This is a genomic window from Achromobacter sp. UMC71 (assembly GCF_014170305.1).
Lineage (GTDB): Bacteria > Pseudomonadota > Gammaproteobacteria > Burkholderiales > Burkholderiaceae_B > Achromobacter.
This window is the reverse complement of sequence record NZ_LZZT01000047.1, coordinates 1-15832: the sequence shown is the minus strand read 5'-3', so window position 1 is coordinate 15832 and position 15832 is coordinate 1. Positions and strand designations below refer to the sequence as shown.

General features: G+C 69.0%; 16 protein-coding genes. 9 read left to right on the top strand and 7 right to left on the bottom strand.

Annotated features, from left to right (window positions below):
• Positions 1-248: 248 nt before the first annotated feature.
• The 4 genes from hda to A9974_RS22745 are packed head-to-tail and all read left to right on the top strand — an operon-like array spanning position 249 to position 3509.
• On the top strand, positions 249-950 hold the full coding sequence (hda, locus tag A9974_RS22760; RefSeq protein ID WP_183006452.1) for a DnaA regulatory inactivator Hda: 702 nt from the start codon (positions 249-251) through the stop codon (positions 948-950).
• Entirely contained in the window at positions 947-1645 is a 699-nt protein-coding gene (locus tag A9974_RS22755) for an HAD family phosphatase (RefSeq protein WP_183006451.1), read from the top strand. Before hda ends, A9974_RS22755 begins: the two co-directional genes overlap by 4 nt.
• Entirely contained in the window at positions 1646-3022 is a 1377-nt protein-coding gene (pcnB, locus tag A9974_RS22750; RefSeq protein ID WP_183006450.1) for a polynucleotide adenylyltransferase PcnB, read from the top strand.
• A gap of 4 nt (positions 3023-3026) precedes the next feature.
• Positions 3027-3509 carry a 2-amino-4-hydroxy-6-hydroxymethyldihydropteridine diphosphokinase gene (locus tag A9974_RS22745; RefSeq protein WP_183006449.1) on the top strand — a complete coding sequence of 161 codons (483 nt, stop codon included), beginning with the start codon at positions 3027-3029 and terminating at the stop codon, positions 3507-3509.
• A 73-nt stretch (positions 3510-3582) separates the two neighbouring features.
• Here A9974_RS22745 and A9974_RS22740 read toward each other — a convergent pair whose 3' ends face one another.
• From A9974_RS22740 to A9974_RS22725, 4 genes are read right to left on the bottom strand one after another with little or no spacing between them, the layout of a single operon-like run.
• Positions 3583-4479 carry a sugar kinase gene (locus A9974_RS22740; RefSeq protein ID WP_183006448.1) on the bottom strand — a complete coding sequence of 299 codons (897 nt, stop codon included), beginning with the start codon at positions 4477-4479 and terminating at the stop codon, positions 3583-3585.
• A complete protein-coding gene (locus A9974_RS22735) occupies positions 4476-5306 on the bottom strand; it encodes a CoA ester lyase (RefSeq protein WP_183006447.1) in 831 nt (276 codons plus the stop codon). Before A9974_RS22735 ends, A9974_RS22740 begins: the two co-directional genes overlap by 4 nt.
• Entirely contained in the window at positions 5303-6496 is a 1194-nt protein-coding gene (locus tag A9974_RS22730; protein ID WP_183006446.1) for a CaiB/BaiF CoA-transferase family protein, read from the bottom strand. The genes A9974_RS22735 and A9974_RS22730 overlap by 4 nt, the downstream gene beginning before the upstream one ends.
• A complete protein-coding gene (locus A9974_RS22725) occupies positions 6493-7323 on the bottom strand; it encodes a MaoC family dehydratase N-terminal domain-containing protein (protein WP_183006445.1) in 831 nt (276 codons plus the stop codon). Before A9974_RS22725 ends, A9974_RS22730 begins: the two co-directional genes overlap by 4 nt.
• Before the next feature lie 134 nt (positions 7324-7457).
• On the opposite strand from A9974_RS22725, the gene A9974_RS22720 reads away from it, so the two are divergent.
• The gene (locus tag A9974_RS22720; protein ID WP_183006444.1) at positions 7458-8351 is read left to right on the top strand and encodes a LysR family transcriptional regulator; all 894 of its coding nucleotides are present in this window, start codon (positions 7458-7460) and stop codon (positions 8349-8351) included.
• A 96-nt stretch (positions 8352-8447) separates the two neighbouring features.
• On the opposite strand, the gene paaG is transcribed toward A9974_RS22720, so the two are convergent.
• From paaG to A9974_RS22705, 3 genes are read right to left on the bottom strand one after another with little or no spacing between them, the layout of a single operon-like run.
• The gene (paaG, locus tag A9974_RS22715) at positions 8448-9248 is read right to left on the bottom strand and encodes a 2-(1,2-epoxy-1,2-dihydrophenyl)acetyl-CoA isomerase PaaG (protein ID WP_183006443.1); all 801 of its coding nucleotides are present in this window, start codon (positions 9246-9248) and stop codon (positions 8448-8450) included.
• Positions 9245-10357, bottom strand: a complete 1113-nt coding sequence (locus tag A9974_RS22710; RefSeq protein WP_183006442.1) for an acyl-CoA dehydrogenase family protein — start codon at positions 10355-10357, stop codon at positions 9245-9247. The genes paaG and A9974_RS22710 overlap by 4 nt, the downstream gene beginning before the upstream one ends.
• A 32-nt stretch (positions 10358-10389) precedes the next feature.
• Positions 10390-11580 carry an acyl-CoA dehydrogenase family protein gene (locus tag A9974_RS22705; RefSeq protein WP_183006441.1) on the bottom strand — a complete coding sequence of 397 codons (1191 nt, stop codon included), beginning with the start codon at positions 11578-11580 and terminating at the stop codon, positions 10390-10392.
• 245 nt (positions 11581-11825) lie between these two features.
• On the opposite strand from A9974_RS22705, the gene A9974_RS22700 reads away from it, so the two are divergent.
• The 4 genes from A9974_RS22700 (at position 11826) to A9974_RS22685 (ending at position 15447) form a co-directional block, all read left to right on the top strand.
• Positions 11826-12227: a Zn-ribbon domain-containing OB-fold protein gene (locus tag A9974_RS22700; RefSeq protein WP_183006440.1), complete on the top strand. Its 402-nt coding sequence runs from the start codon at positions 11826-11828 to the stop codon at positions 12225-12227.
• On the top strand, positions 12224-13396 hold the full coding sequence (locus A9974_RS22695; RefSeq protein WP_183006439.1) for a thiolase: 1173 nt from the start codon (positions 12224-12226) through the stop codon (positions 13394-13396). Before A9974_RS22700 ends, A9974_RS22695 begins: the two co-directional genes overlap by 4 nt.
• A gap of 78 nt (positions 13397-13474) precedes the next feature.
• Entirely contained in the window at positions 13475-14452 is a 978-nt protein-coding gene (locus tag A9974_RS22690; RefSeq protein ID WP_183006438.1) for a tripartite tricarboxylate transporter substrate binding protein, read from the top strand.
• Positions 14453-14475: 23 nt separating this feature from the next.
• A complete protein-coding gene (locus A9974_RS22685) occupies positions 14476-15447 on the top strand; it encodes a nitronate monooxygenase family protein (RefSeq protein WP_183006437.1) in 972 nt (323 codons plus the stop codon).
• Positions 15448-15832 lie beyond the last annotated feature (385 nt).

Here is a 15832-nt window from a genome sequence, read left to right as displayed (position 1 = left end):
TGCGGCCCGGTCCAGGCTGACGCCCGGCGAAACCCGCCCCGGACGGGCGGGCGGCAACCAGGCCGGCGGGACGGGATTTTCGCGCAAAGCCAAGCCAGGCAAAGGGCTTGGACGCGACACCGCCCCCCCGGGTGGTTTAAAGTGTAGGGTTGGCCGATAGCGATTTTGCCAGTTTCTGGCGGGCAATGCCGTCATCGGCTTTGGGCCACGCCCAAGCCTTGCGTCACCCGCCTGATCGATAACCTCTCATGAACCGCCAGCTGCTGCTCGACGTTCTTCCCGCGCCAGCGCCATCGCTGAACAACTACATCGCCGGTCCCAACGGAGAGGCGCTGGCGGCCGTGCGCACGCTGGCTCCGGGCCGCGCGCTGTACATCTGGGGTTCCGCGGGCTGCGGCCGCAGCCACCTGCTGCGCGCCCTGACCGCGCGCCCCGACGCCGTCTACATCGAAGCCGCCAACAGCGCCAACATCCTGCGCGTACTGGCCGAAGCCGATTCCAAGTCGCCCATGCCCAAGTTCGTGGCCGTGGACGACGTGCACCGCATGGACGAGCACCGCCAGGCGGGCCTGTTCGCCCTGTACAACCGCTGGCGCGAATCCGCCGCCACCGGCCGCGCCTTCGCGCTGGCCGTGGCCGGCGACCGCGCGCCGCTGTCGATGCCGCTGCGCGAAGACCTGCGCACCCGGCTGGGCTGGGACCTGGTGTTCCGCCTGGACCCGCTGTCCGACGCCGACAAGCTGGCGGCGCTGGCCGCTCAGGCGGCCGAGCGCGGCCTGCACCTGGCGCCCGAAATCATCAACTGGATGCTGACGCACCACGAGCGCGACATCCGCAAGCTGGCTGCGCTGCTGGACGCGCTGGACCGTTATTCCCTGGCCACCGGCCGTCCCATCACCCTGCCCCTCTTGCGCGCCATGCTCGCAGACCCTGATTCACAACGCACATGACCTCCCGACGTCTCGCCCTGTTCGACCTGGATCACACCCTGTTGCCGCTGGATAGCGACTACCAATGGGCCGACTATCTGGCGCGGACCGGCCGCGCGGGCGATCCCGACCAGGCCCGCCGCCTTAACGACGACCTGATGGACCGCTACAACCGCGGCGAACTCACCGCCGAGCAGGCCGCCGAGTTCATGCTGGGCCTGCTGGCGGCGCATACGCCGTTCGAGCTGGCCGCCTGGCACGAGGAATTCATGGCCGAGGTCATCCGGCCGTCGATCACGCCCGCCGCGCGCGGCCTGGTCGAATCCCATCTGGAAGCCGGCGACCTGTGCGCGGTGGTCACGGCCACCAACAGTTTCGTCACTGCCCCCATCGCCCGCGCCTTTGGCGTGCCCCACCTGGTCGCCACCGATGCCGAAGTCCAGCGCGGCCGCTATACCGGCCGCATCCTGGGCACGCCCAGCTTCAAGGAAGGCAAGGTGGTGCGCGTGAACGATTGGCTGGGCGCCATGGGATTAGGACTTGCGGATTTTTCCGAATCGTTTTTCTATAGCGATTCGGTCAATGATGTCCCGCTGCTCGAAAAGGTGACCCGTCCGATCGCCGCCAACCCCAGCCCGACCCTGCGCAAGATCGCCCAGGAACGCGGCTGGCAAGTGATCGACCTGTTCGACCACGTCATAGATGCCAAGTCCTAAATGATCACCGAAACCATAAAAAAATTCGTCGGCCGACTGTTCGCGCCGGCAGCCCGGGGGCCTTTGCGCATCGGACGCGACAAGCACGGCATCGACCGCCGCAATGTCTCGCGCCACGCCATCAAGGTGTGCGAAGTGCTGCGCCAGCACGGCTATGAAGCCTATATCGTCGGCGGCGCCGTGCGCGACCTGATCGTCGGCCTGGAACCCAAGGACTTCGACGTGGCCACCAACGCCACGCCCGAGCAGATCCGCCCGCTGTTCCGCCGCGCCCGCATCATCGGCCGCCGCTTCCAGCTGGTGCACGTGGTGTTCGGCCAGGAAATCATCGAAACCTCGACTTTCCGCGCCCCGGCCTCGGACGACCAGGAAACCGACGAGCACGGCCGCATCCTGCGCGACAACGTGTTCGGGTCGCACGAAGAAGACGCGGCCCGCCGCGACTTCACCATGAACGCGCTGTATTACGACCCGCACAACGAGGAAGTCATCGACTTCCACGACGGCGTGGCCGACCTGAAGAAGCGCCAGATCCGCATCATCGGCGATCCCGCCAAGCGCTACCGCGAAGACCCGGTGCGCATGCTGCGCGCCGTGCGCTTTGCCGCCAAGCTCAACGGCACCATCGATCCGGCCACGCGCCAGCCCATCCGCACGATGGCCAACCTGATCGAAAACGTCCCGGCCTCACGCCTGTTCGACGAAATGCTCAAGCTGCTGACCTGCGGCCACGCCATGGACTGCCTGCGCCAGCTGCGCGCCGACGGCCTGCACAACGGTCTGTTGCCGCTGCTGGACGTGGTGCTGGAACAACCCGGCGGCGAGAACTTCGTGGAACTGGCGCTGGAACGCACCGACGCCCGCGTGCGCGCCGGCAAGACCATCAGCCCCAGCTTCCTGTTCGCCGCGCTGTTGTGGCAGCAGGTCGACGTGCGCTGGAAGCAGCTGCGCGCCCAGGGCGAGCACACCATCCCGGCGCTGTCCCAGGCCGCCGACTCGGTGCTCGACGAGCAGACCGAAAAGCTGGCCATCCAGCGCCGCTTCTCGTCCGACATGCGTGAAATCTGGTTCATGCAGCCGCGTTTCGAGCGCCGCATGGGCAAGACCATCTTCCGCATGATCGAACAGCCGCGCTTCCGCGCCGCCTGCGACTTCCTGCAGCTGCGCGCCGCCGCCGGCGAGTTCGACAGCGTGCTGGCGCAATGGTGGATGGACCTGGCCAACGCCGACGACGCCACCCGCGCCGACATGATCGAAGCGCTGGGCCGCCAGCCGCGCGACCCGGCCGAAGCCCCCGCGCCGGCCGCCCGCAAGCGCCGCCCGCGCCGCCGTCCCAGCTCGCGTGGCGCCGGCGGCAGCGCCGACAGCGCCGAATAAGACCATGGCCGGCAGCGTGCGCGCCTACATCGGCCTGGGCGCCAACCTGGGCGACAGCGTGGCCACCTTGCGCACCGTGCTGGCCGAACTGGCCCACGCGGCCGGCATCCAGGCGGTGACCGCCTCGCCGTTTTACCGCAGCGCGCCGGTGGATGCCACCGGCCCCGACTTCGTCAACGCCGTCGCCGCCCTGGACACCACGCTGGCGCCCCTGGCCTTGCTGGACCTGCTGCAAGCGCTGGAACTGCGCCATGGCCGCGAACGCCCATACAAGAATGCCCCGCGCACGCTGGACCTGGACCTGCTGCTCTACGGCGACACGGTGCTGGCGCACGAACGCCTGACCCTGCCCTACCCCCGCATGCAGCTGCGCGCCTTCGTGCTGCGGCCGCTGCGCGACCTGGCACCCGCGCTGACGCTGGCCGGCCGCAGCATCGACGCCTGGCTCGGCGACATCACCGATCAGCCGATCGAACGCCTCGCGTGACTGGCGCGGCCGGAACCGGCCGTGCCCTTGCCTGCCCTTTTGAGGAAATCCGCGGGCCCCGTGACCGGGCCGGCTATGCCTTGGGCGCGAATGCCAGCATGGCGCGTTCGACGTCGCCCACCGTCGGCAGGCCGGCCTCGTTGCCCAGATGCTGGATCTTGTGCGCCGATGCGGCCCGCGCGAAGGTGAAGTGTTCTTTCCAGGACAGCTCGGGGCGGTTCACGTAAGACCACACGTAGGCGCCATGGAACACGTCGCCCGCGCCCGAGGTATCGACGATGCTCGCTGCGGGCACGTCCAGCGACGGCAGCGTGGCGACCGTGCCGGTTTCGTCGTACCAGAGCATGCCGCGCTCGCCCATGGTCACCGCGCCGATGCGGCAGCCACGCTGGCGCAGCAGGTCCAGCAAGCCTTGCGGCGACAGGCCGAGCTGTTCGCACATGCGTTCGGCGCACACGGCCACGTCGATATGGCGCAGCAATTCGTCGGTGTTCTCGCGCACCCCGCCGCCGTCCAGCGACGTCAGGATGCCGGCCTGGCGGCAAGCGCGCGCGTAGTGCAGCGCCGCGTCGGGCTGGTGGCCGTCCAGGTGCAGCGCGCGATAGCCCGCCACGTCCAGGCGCGGAAAATCGTTCAGGTAGTCGGTGTCGCGCGCCCGCACGATGGCGCGCTTGCCATGGTTGGGCATGATGAACGACAGCGACGAGCGCCGCACCTGGCGCCCGTGCAGCGTGACGCCGTGCGCGGCAGCCATGTCGGTGTACATGTGGCCCAGCCAATCGGGCGCCAGCGAACACATCAGGTCCGGCGGCGTGCCCAGCTTGCCGCAGGCGAACGCCGCGGTGACGGCATTGCCGCCGAACGACACGGCGTAGTCGCGCGCCACGCGCTTGTCGTCGCCGGTGGGCCATTCGTCGGCCAGCACGGTGACGTCGATATAGGTATGCCCGATGAAGAGCGCTTCGCTCATGAAGCCGCTTCCCCCGCCTGTGCCAGCACGCGGCGCGCGCGGGTGATAACCGGCGCGTCCACCATCTTGCCATCCAGCATGAAGGTGCCTGCCGCCTTGTCGCGGTGCGCGTCGATGACGCGGCGCGCCCAGGCCAGCTCGACGGGATCGGGCGCGAAGGCCGCATGGATGGCGGCCACCTGCGCGGGATGGATGCACAGCATGCCGCCGAACCCCATCTGCTGCGCATGCGCCGCGGCGCGCGACAGCCCGGCCTGGTCTTCGACGCCGGCGAACACGCCATCCAGCGCGGGCGCCAGTCCGGCCGCGCGGGTCTGCAGCAGCACCTGCACGCGGGCGTGATCCAGCACCGTCTGCGCGCCGCCGGTATCGGGCGCCAGGCCCAGATCCAGGCCGTAGTCCAGGCTGCCGAAGGCCAGCCGCGCCACGCCGGGCGTGCCGGCCACTTCGGCCGCGTTCAGGATGCCGCGCGCGGTTTCAAGAATGGGAATGACGGGCAGCCCGGTCTGCGCCACGTGCCGCACCTGGGCCAGGCTTTCGGCCTTGGGCAGCAGGATGCCGGCCACCGCGGGCCGGCCGCGGCAGGCTTTGAGGTCGTCGTCGTGCCACGAGGTGGAGGCGTCGTTGATGCGCACCCAGACCCGGGCCTGCGGATGCGTGCCCAGGAAGTCGCACAGGGCCTCGCGGGCCGAGGCCTTGGCCAGATGCTCGACCGCGTCTTCCAGATCGACGATGACGGCATCGGCGCCCGCGGCCAAAGCCTTGGGGATACGCTCGGGGCGCGAGGCCGGCACGAACAGCGCGGTACGAACGACGGGATGCATCACACGACCTCCGAGGCATGGAATTGCGCCACCTGATCCGGCGCGTATCCCAGTGATGCTAGCACCGCATCCGTGTTTTGGCCCACCGCGGGCACCGCCGCCATGCGCGGCGCGAAGGCGTTGCTGCTGGCCGGCGGCAGCAGCGCCGGCAGCGCGCCCGCGGGGCTGTCGACCTGGCTCCAGCGGGCGCGGGCCTGCAACTGCGGATGGGCCCAGACACCCGCCATGTCGTTGACGCGGGCGTTGGCGATCTGGGCGTCTTCCAGCCGGTCGGTGACCTGCTGCACGGACAGGCCGGCAAACGCCGCCACGATCAGCGCCCGCAGGGCATCGCGGTTGGCGGTGCGCAGCGAGTTGGAGGCAAAGCGGGGGTCTTCGGCCAGCTCGGCCTGGCGCAGCACCTGGGCGCAGAACACGCGCCATTCGCGTTCGTTCTGCAGGCCCAGCATGATGGTATTGCCGTCGCCGGTGGGGAACGGCCCGTAGGGGTAGATGGACGCATGGGCCGCACCCGCACGCACCGGCGGGGCCGCGCCCTCGAAGGCGTAGTACATCGGGAACCCCATCCACTCGACCATGCTTTCGAGCATGGACACGTCCAGCCGGCTGCCCAGGCCGGTCTTCTGACGCAGCAGCAGTGCGTTGAGGATGGCCGAATAGGCGTACATGCCGGCGGAGATGTCGGCGATGGAACAGCCGGCCTTGACCGGATCGTCGGCCGTACCGGTCACCGATAGAAAACCGCTTTCGCTTTGGATCAGCAGGTCGTAGGCCTTCTTGTCCTGGTAGGGGCCGCCTTCGCCGTAGCCGGAGATGTCGCAGACGATCAGGCGCGGGTACTTGGCGTGCAGCGCCTCGAACGACAGGCCCAGGCGGGCCGCGGCGCCGGGCGCCAGGTTCTGCACCAGCACGTCGGCGTCTTGCAGCAGACGTTCCATGATGCCGCCGGCTTGCTCGCGCTTGAGGTCCAGCGTCAGGCTTTCTTTCGAGCGATTGGTCCAGACGAAGTGCGACGACAAGCCGCGCACGCGCTCGTCGTAGCCACGGGCGAAGTCGCCCGCGCCGGGGCGTTCGATCTTGATGACGCGCGCGCCCATGTCCGCCAGCTGGCGGGTGCAGAACGGGGCGGCGATGGCGTGCTCGAGGCTGATGACGGTGATGCCGTCCAGCGGACGGGGGGCCGGGTTGTTCATTCGGTGAACCTCAGTTCGGCCTGGTGGGCCAGCGTGCCGTCCTGCTCGGCCCACAAGCGGGCCAGGCCGGGTTCGTCGAGCCGCCCCGCCACCTGGAACGGCGCCGGCGAGATCAGCGGGCGCAAGCCGCGGTAGGTCAGGTGCGTGGGACGCGCGTGGGGATGGGCGCGCTGGAACGCGGCGACCATTTCGGTGGCGATCAGCGGCCCGTGCACCACCAGGCCGGGGTAGCCTTCGGTAGCGGTGACGTAGGGGTGGTCGTAATGGATGCGATGGCCGTTGAAGGTCACGGCCGAATAGCGGAACAGCAGCACCGCCGACGGCTCGACCGTGTCGCGCCACGCTGCCTGAGGCGCCGGCTCGGTGCCGGTCAGCTTGGGCGGCGTGGGCTGGCGGTAGACGATGTCCTGCTCTTCCAGGATGGCCAGCTCGCCTTCCTGGCGGTATTCATGGCGCACGGTGACGAACAGCAGCGCCCCGCTGCGGCCGGCCTTTTCCTTGACGTCGGCCACCGCCGAGATGCGCTCGGCCGGCACGCCTACCCGCAGCGGGCGCAGGAACTGCACCCGGCCGCCCGCCCACATGCGGTTGCGGTCGTGCGCCGGCGGCAGGAAACCGCCGCGCGCGGGGTGCCCATCCGTCCCCAAGCCGTCCAGGCCGACGGTGCTGATGAAAAATGCCCATTGCCACAGGGGCGGCAAAGGGTCGCCCTGCGCGGGCGCCGGGCCTCCCAGCGTGGCGGCGATGCGCGCCGCGTGGCCGGGGTCCAGCGCGTCCGCCTGGCGCTCGCCGCTGCCAATCCAGGCGGCCGGGTCTGTCGATGTCATGCCGATATCCTTGTCATAGGGGTTGACGGGTAGCATCCCGCAAGCCGCGCACGCTGTGAATTCGTTTTTCCTCAAGGCGGGGTTTGCGGCGCATGAATCGTGCACCCCGCGCCCGCCGCCGTAATATAGGCGCCATGCACTTCGATCTTGCCGACCTACGCCTGTTCATCCATATCGCCGAATCCCCCAGCCTGACCCAGGCCGCCAAGCGGGCGCACCTGTCGCTGGCCGCGGTCAGCGTGCGGATCAAGGCGCTGGAGAACCAGCTCAATACCCGCCTGTTGTACCGCGACAGCCGCGGCGTGGAAATCACCCCCGCCGGCCAGCGGCTGCTGCAGCACGCCCGGGTCATCATGCGCCAGGTGGACCACCTGAAGCACGACTTCCAGGAGCAGGCCGACGGCGACGCGGGCCATATCCGCATTTTCGCCAACACCACCGCGGTCACGGAATTCATGCCGGACATCCTGGCGCATTTCCTGTCGGGCCACCCCGGCGTCACGGTGGACCTGCAGGAACGCCTGACGCGCGACATCGTGCGCGGCGTGCTGGACGGCACCACCGACCTGGGTATCGTGGCCGGGCCGGTCGACGCGCCCGAGCTGCAGGCCATTCACTTCAGCACTGACCGCCTGGTGCTGGTGGTGCCCAACGGCCATCCGCTGCAGGACCAGGACAAGGTCAAGCTGGCCGACGCGGTGCGCTATCCGTTCATCACCATGCACGAAGGCTCGACCCTGGTGGCGTTTCTGCGCGACCAGCTGGAGCGCATCGGCCAACGCCTGCCGCAGCGCATCCAGCTCTACAGCTTCGATTCGATCTGCCGCATGGTGCAGGCGGGCGTTGGCGTGGGTGTCATCCCCGATTCGGCCGCGCGCCGCTACGGCGCGGAAATGAAGCTGCGCGTGGTGGAGCTGGACGAACCCTGGGTGGTGCGCGAACGCAAGCTGCTGGTGCGCGACATCGACGCCCTGCCCGGCTGTGCGCGCGAGCTGATCGAGCAGATCAGGCAGCCCGCGGCCGGCTGAGCGGCCCCAAGCCTGCGCCGGGAGGCCGCGAACCGCGCCCGTCACGCGTCGTGCGGTGCAGGCACAAGCATCCAGGTCCCCAGGGCCTGGGGCCGCCTAGCGTCCGGTGAACGCCGGCGCGCGCCTCTCGGCGAACGCCCGCATGCCTTCCAGATAATCGTCGGTGTAGCCCAGTTCACGCTGCAACGCGCCCTCCAGGTCGAACTGCTGCGCCAGCGTGTTGCCGCTGGAGGCGTGCAAGGCCGCCTTGGTGGCCGCGTAGGCGCGGGTGGGACCGGCCGCCAGCCGGGCACGGACGTCCGCCAGCGTGGCGTCCAGCTCCACGTCCGGCACCACGCGCCAGATCAGGCCCCAGGCCTCGGCCTGGCGCGCGCTGACGGCCTCGCCGAACAAGGCGGCGCCCATGGCCCGGGCCGAGCCGACCAGGCGCGGCAGGAACCAGGTGCCGCCGGCATCCGGCAGCAGGCCGATCTTGCTGAACGCCTGGATGAAACGGGCCGACTCCACCGCGAACACCACGTCGCAGGCCAGCACCAGGCTGGCGCCGGCGCCCGCCGCGACGCCGTTCATGACGCACACCACAGGTGCCGGCAGCGCCCGCAGCCGCATGATGAGCGGTCTGTACAGTTTTTCCAGGTTCTCGCTCAGATCGCGGCGCGAACCGTCCTCTGCCGGTTTGCGTTCCCCCAGGTCCTGGCCAGCGCAGAAACCGCGGCCGGCGCCGGTCAGGATCACGCCGCGCAATCCGGCGTGCGCCTCCAGCGTGTCCAGCGCCCGTGCCAGTTCGGCGTGCATGACGGCGGTGAAGCTGTTCAGGCGCTCTGGGCGGTTGAGCGTGATGACGCCGACGCCCTGCTCCAGGGTGAACGCGATCTGGGTGTATGCAGCGGTGCTCATGCCAGTTCCTCCAGCACGGCCAGCTGCTCGGCGCTGTCACCCAGCAGCAGATCCGCGACCGTCAGGCGCTTGAAGTAGTCGCCCACCTCCAGCTCGTCCGTCATGCCCATGCCGCCGTGCAGCTGCACCGCCAGTTGCGCGACCAGCCGCCCCGTGCGCGCGACCTCCAGCTTGGCCGAGGCCAGCATGCGCCGGCGCTGCGCCAAGTCCGGTTCGCTCAGCGCGGCCACCGCCACGTATGCCATCGACAACGCCAGTTCCTTGGCCACCAGCATTTCCGCCAGGCGGTGCTGCAAGGCCTGGAACGAGGCCAGCGGCTGGCCGAATTGCTGGCGCGTCTTCAGATAGTCCACCGTGATCTCGAGCAAGCGTTCCATGGCGCCGGCCACGTGGGCGCAAAGCGCCGCAGTGCCCCATTGCAGCGCTTGCGCCAGCGCGGCGTCGGCCTCGGGGCCCTGCGCCAGCAGCGCGTCCGCCGGCAGCGCGACGCCGCTGAAATCCAGCCGGGCGCAACGCGCCCCATCCAGCGTCGGCGTGTCCAGGACACGCACCCCGGCGGCGTCCGCCGGCACGGCCAGTAGCACGGTCATACCATCGCCGCCTCGCGCGCTGACCAGCCAGGCGTGCGCCGTCGCGCCGTGCCACACCAGGTGCTTGGCGCCGTCCAGCCGCCAGCCCGCATCGCTGCGCACCGCCCGGCAGGTTTCCGGCGCCGCCTGATAGCGTTGTCCCGGCTCCTGCCAGGCCACGCTCACCACACGTTCACCCGAGGCAATGGCGGGCAGCCATTGGCGCCGCGCCGCGCCGCCGCAGGCGTCGATCAGCGCGGCGCCCATCACCGCGCTGGGAATGACCGGCTCGGCCACCAGCCCGCGCCCCAGTTCCAGATGCACGGGCAGCAGGCTGGCCGGCACTTCGCCGAAACCGCCGGCGTCCTGCGCGATGGTCAGGCCCAGCACGCCCAGGTCGGCCAGCGCCCCCCAGGCGTCGGCATCGAGCCGGCCGGCGGCTTCGCGGGCGCGGCGCTGCGGCCGGGTCCATGCCTGGTCCACCAGGCGGCGCAGGCTGTCGGCCAGCATGCGCTGTTCTTCGGAATAGAGAAAGTCCATGCGTCGTGTTCCCAGTCGTGAAGCGATGGGGCCTACAGGCCCAGCACCAGGCGGGCGATGATGCCCTTCTGCACTTCGGTGGTGCCGCCATAGATCGAGGTCTTGCGCATATCGGCGTAACCCGCGCCGGCGGCGGCGGCCATCTCGGGGCCGGGGCCGTGGAACTCGGCGTCGGCCAGCATCCAGGCAGGGTCGTAAGGCCAGGCGTCCGGGCCGGCGACCTCCATCTGCAACATTGCCAGGTCCTGCTGGATCTCGGAGCCGCGGATCTTGAGCACCGAGGCTTCCGGCCCCGGCGTGCCGTCGTTGCTGGATGCCACCCGCAGCAACAGCATTTCCAGCGCCATGATGTCGACCTCGATGCGCGAGATGCGGTCGCGCATGCGGCTGTCGGCCAGCAAGGGCTTGCCACGGGACGTGGCCTTGGCGGCCATGCTCTTCAGGATGTCGAGTTCGCGATGGCAATGGCCCAGGCCGGCGATGCCGGTACGCTCGTGACCCAGCAGGTATTTGGCGTAGGTCCAGCCGTGGTTTTCCTCTCCCACCAGGTTTTCCCCAGGCACCCGCACGTTTTCCAGCCACACCTCGTTGACGTCGTGGCCGCCATCGAGCGTGCGGATGGGACGCACCGTCACGCCCGGTGCGCGCATATCCAGCAGCAGCATCGAGATACCGCGCTGGGCCCGCGCATCAGGGTCGGTGCGCACCAGGCAGAACATCCAGTCGGCATACTGCGCCAGCGTGGTCCAGGTCTTCTGGCCGTTGACGACATAGTCGTTGCCATCACGCACCGCGCGGGTCTTCAGCGAGGCCAGGTCCGATCCCGACCCCGGTTCGGAATAACCCTGGCACCACCAATCCTCGACCCGGGGCATGCGCGGCAGGAAACGGGCCTGCTGTGCGGCGCTGCCGTATTTCATCAGCACCGGGCCGATCATGGACAGGCCGAACGGCAGCAGGCGCGGCGCGCCCGCCTTGAAGCATTCCACCTCGAAGATCAGGCGCTGCAGCGCATTCCAGCCGGTGCCACCGTGTTCGACGGGCCAATTCGGCGCGCCCCAGCCCCGGTCCGCCAGGATGTTGTGCCAGCGCACGTAGTCGTCGCGCTCCAGGCGTTGATGCCGGCGCACCTTGTCGCGAATGTCCGCCGGCAAGCGGTCCGCGGCGAACGCGCGCACCATTTCGCGGAACTGGCGCTCTTCTGGCGTCCAAGTCAGATTCATGGCCTACCTCCTTTGCCGGCTATCTAGCCATGGCCCGCCGCGCCGGACAATCTGCGGTTGCCGAAGGCCGGCTTTTGCCGTGGTGTAGGGATGCGCATGACGGGATGGCAACCGGGGCACGAGCGGCCGCCGCGTTGCCGGGCCTGCACTACAGGTTCGCAAAAGGCCTGCTTCAGCAATGAAGAATGGCAAGCGCCCGCGCCAGCCCCGACACTGGCGGCTCGTCAATCCGGAATCCCCACGCAATGACCGCTACCGCCATGAGCGACGCCGCGACCGGCGTCGACGCGCAGTACCGCCAGGCGCTGGACCAGGGCCGCTTCCTGCTCCAGCACTGCGGCGCCTGTGCCCGCGCCGTGTTCTATCCCCGCATGCTGTGCCCGCATTGCGGCGCCGACCGACTGTCCTGGACGACGCCCGACGGGCGCGGCACCGTCTATTCGACCACCGTGGTGCGGCGCAAGCCCGAAGCGGGCGGCGACTACAACGTGGCGCTGATCGACCTGGCCGAAGGGGTGCGCCTGATGAGCCGGGTGGAGGGCATCGCGCCCGATGCCGTGCGCATCGGCATGGCGGTGCGGGCGCAGGTGGAGGTAACGGAAGGCCGCGGCCTGCTGGTGTTCGTACCCAACAAGGAGGCGTCATGACGCTGAACGATTTGCGCGGCGCCGTCGCGGTCGCCGGCGTGGGCCATGCCGGCCTGGGTCAGGCCAACGGCTATACCGAAATGGAAATCCTGGTGCAGGCGGCGCAGCGCGCCGTGGCCGACGCGGGCCTGACCATGCAGGACATCGACGGCCTGTGCACCGCCAGCGTGGCCGCCCCGATGTGGGCAATGCCGGTCATCGAACACCTGGGCATCCGCCCCACCTTCATCGACAGCACCATGCTGGGCGGTTCCAGTTTCGTGGCGCACCTGCTGCCCGCACTGCATGCGCTGGCGTCGGGCCAATGCAACGCGGTGCTGGTCTGCTACGGCAGCACCCAGCGCACCTCGACACTGAGCCGCGCCGAGATCGGCCGGGTGCGCAAGCAGTTCGATCCGCAGCCCTATGAAACGCCCTACGATCCACTGAGCCCGCTGTCGTCCTACGCGCTGGCCGCCGCCCGTCACATGCACCAATACGGCACCCGCCGAGAACACTTGGCGCAGGTCGCCCTGGCCGCCAATCAGTGGGCCCAGCTCAATCCCGAAGCCCAGTTGCGCGAACCGGCTACGCTGGAACAGATCCTGGCCGCGCGCATGGTGTCGGACCCCTTGAGCGTGCGCGATTGCTGCCTGGTCACCGACGGCGCCGGGGCCTATGTGCTGGTGCGCGCCGAACGCGCCCGCGACCTGCCCCGCCCGGCGGTCTACGTGCTGGGCAACGCTACCGCCGTCTGGAACCGCCAGATCTCGTCGATGGAGGACCTGACGGTGACGGCCGCAGCCGAATCCGGCCGCCGCGCCTACGCTATGGCCGGCGTGGCGCCGCGCGACATCGACGTGGTGCAGCTGTACGACGCCTTCACCATCAACACGCTGCTGTTCCTGGAAGACCTGGGCTTCTGCGCCAAGGGCGAAGCCAAGGACTTCATCGCGGACGGCGCCATCGCGCCGGGCGGGCGGCTGCCGGTCAATACCAGCGGCGGCGGCCTGTGCTGCGTGCATCCGGGCATGTACGGCGTCTTCATCATGATCGAGGCCGTGCGGCAATTGCGCGGCGAGGCCGGTGCGCGCCAAGTCGCCGGCGCCGACCTGGCGTTGGTGCACGGCAACGGCGGCACGCTGTCCAGCCAGGCCACCGCCATCCTCGGCACCGCCGCCACGTTGTAGCCGTTGAAACAAAGGCCGGCGCAGGCTCGGACGCTTCGTTCCGCTCCACGACCGGCTTGTCGACAAGGAGACAAGCGCGTGAACCTAAGACAACTGTTCGCCACGGCTGCGGCCGTGGCCGCCCTGGCCACCGGCGCGACCGCCACCGCCGACACCGCCTACCCCGACCGGCCGATCCGCCTGCTGGTGGGTTACGCGCCGGGCGGCCCGGTGGACACCACCGCGCGCGTCTTCGCCAAGTACCTGGGCGACAAACTCGGCCAGGCGGTCGTGGTGGAGAACCGCGCCGGCGCCAGCGGCATGATCGCCTCCGACGCCACCGCCAAGGCCCCGCCCGACGGCTACCTGCTGGGCTTTGCCGCCAGCCCCACGCTGACCATGTCGCCGCTGGTCCAACGCAGCACGCTGTTCGATCCGCGCAAGGACTTCTCGCTGATCGGCCTGGTGGTGGATTACGCCAACGTGCTGCTGATCGGCCCGCAGGCGCCGGCCAAGAGCGTGGGCGAACTGGTCGACTACGCCCGCGCTCATCCCGACGCGGTGTCGTTCGGCTCCGCCGGCATCGGCGCGTCCAACCACTTGTCCGCCGAACTCCTGAAAAAGCAGGCCGGCGTGCCGATGCTGCATGTGCCCTATCGCGGCAATTCGCCAGCGATGATGGACGTGGTCAGCGGCAAGATCACGTTCATGTTCGACATCACGAGCACGGCGATCCCGTTCATCAAGAGCGGCAAGGCGCGCGCGCTGGCGGTGACGTCGCGCACGCGCAACCCCGAGCTGCCCGACGTCCCGACGATGATCGAGGCGGGCATGAAGGACTACGAGGTGGTGGGCTGGTACGCGCTGGTAGGCCCCAGGAAGCTGCCGGACCCGGTCCGCGCCCGCCTGACCCGCGCGCTGACGGAAGTCTCGCAAGATCCCGCTTTCCGCCGCGCGATGACGGATGGCGGCTACACCATCAACACGGGCGACGCGGCCGCGCTGCAAAGCCGCATCGACCGCGAATACGCGCTGTGGGCCGACGTGATCCAAAGCGCGAACATCCAGGCCAATTAAGGCCGTCCACCCGGAGCCTGCCTATGCGCCCAGCCCCCGCCTTGCGCCAGCAAACCCGATTGCCCATCATCGGCGCCCCCATGTTCCTGGTCTCGGGCCCGGAACTGGTGGCCGCGCAATGCGGCGCCGGCATCATCGGCACGTTCCCGTCGCTGAACGCGCGTCCGCAGGAACAGCTGCACGAGTGGATCACGCGCATCGAAACCCGCCTGACCGCGATACGCCGCGCCGCCCCCGGCGCTCGGGTGGCACCCTACGGGGTAAACCTGATCGTCCACCCCAGCAACGCCCGCTGGCAAGGCGACCTGGCCATCTGCGCGGAGCGCCAGGTCCCTTTACTGATCACGTCACTGCATCCGCCCGAAACCGTGGTCCGCACCGCTCACGCGTACGGCGGCCAGGTCTACCACGACGTCACAACCGTCCGCCACGCCAAGCGCGCGCTGGACGCTGGCGTCGACGGCCTGATCCTGGTGGCCGCAGGCGCCGGCGGCCACGCAGGCCAACTGAACCCGATCGCCCTGGTCAACGAAATCCGCGCGTTCTACGACGGTCCCCTGGCCCTGTCAGGCTGCATCAGCCACGGCAAGGACATTCTGGCCGCGGAAGCCCTGGGCTGCGATTTCGCCTATATGGGCACCCGCTTCATCGCGACAAAAGAGTCACTCGCAAACGAAACCTACCGGGAAATGGTCCTGAGCGCGCAAGCCGCAGACGTGCTCTACACCCCCTATTTCTCAGGTGTCCCCGCCAACTACCTGACCCCCAGCATCCAGGCCGCGGGCCTGAACCCCGAAGACATAAAAGACCAAATCAAAAGCCAAGCCCCACCCCCCAACCTAGACAAATCCACCCGCCCCACCCCATGGAAAGACATATGGAGCGCTGGCCAAGGCGTAGGTTCCAGCCAAGAGGTGCTGGCCGTTGAAGACCTTGTGGCACTCCTGGAGGCAGAGTACCGAGAGGCAAAGAGAGCGCTGCTTCGTAACGGTTGAGTGTTCTTCAGCAGATTCGATTTATCTCTTATGTAGTTTATTTATCCACTTAAGTGTTTTTGACGTAGAACGGATCTACGGAGTTCGTTCCTTGCGGCGGACACGCGGGCGGCCACGTTTGGCATTGCGTTGGCTGAGCATGTTGTGGGTGCGCTTCGCGCGGCCGGCACGAAGCGGGCACCGCACCCTCCTCCATACCCCCTCTGACCATGGCTACCATGCCAAGCACACTAGCCACCCCAGCATCCGATACTAAGCCTCATCGTGAGCGCTGGGCGGGGTGGGTGTGGCGGTGAGGGCGGGGCGTGTAGATGCGCCCGAGGGAATCGGAAGGCAGGCGCCGAAGGCGACAACGAAGATGACGAAGGGGGGGCCCGCCTAGGGA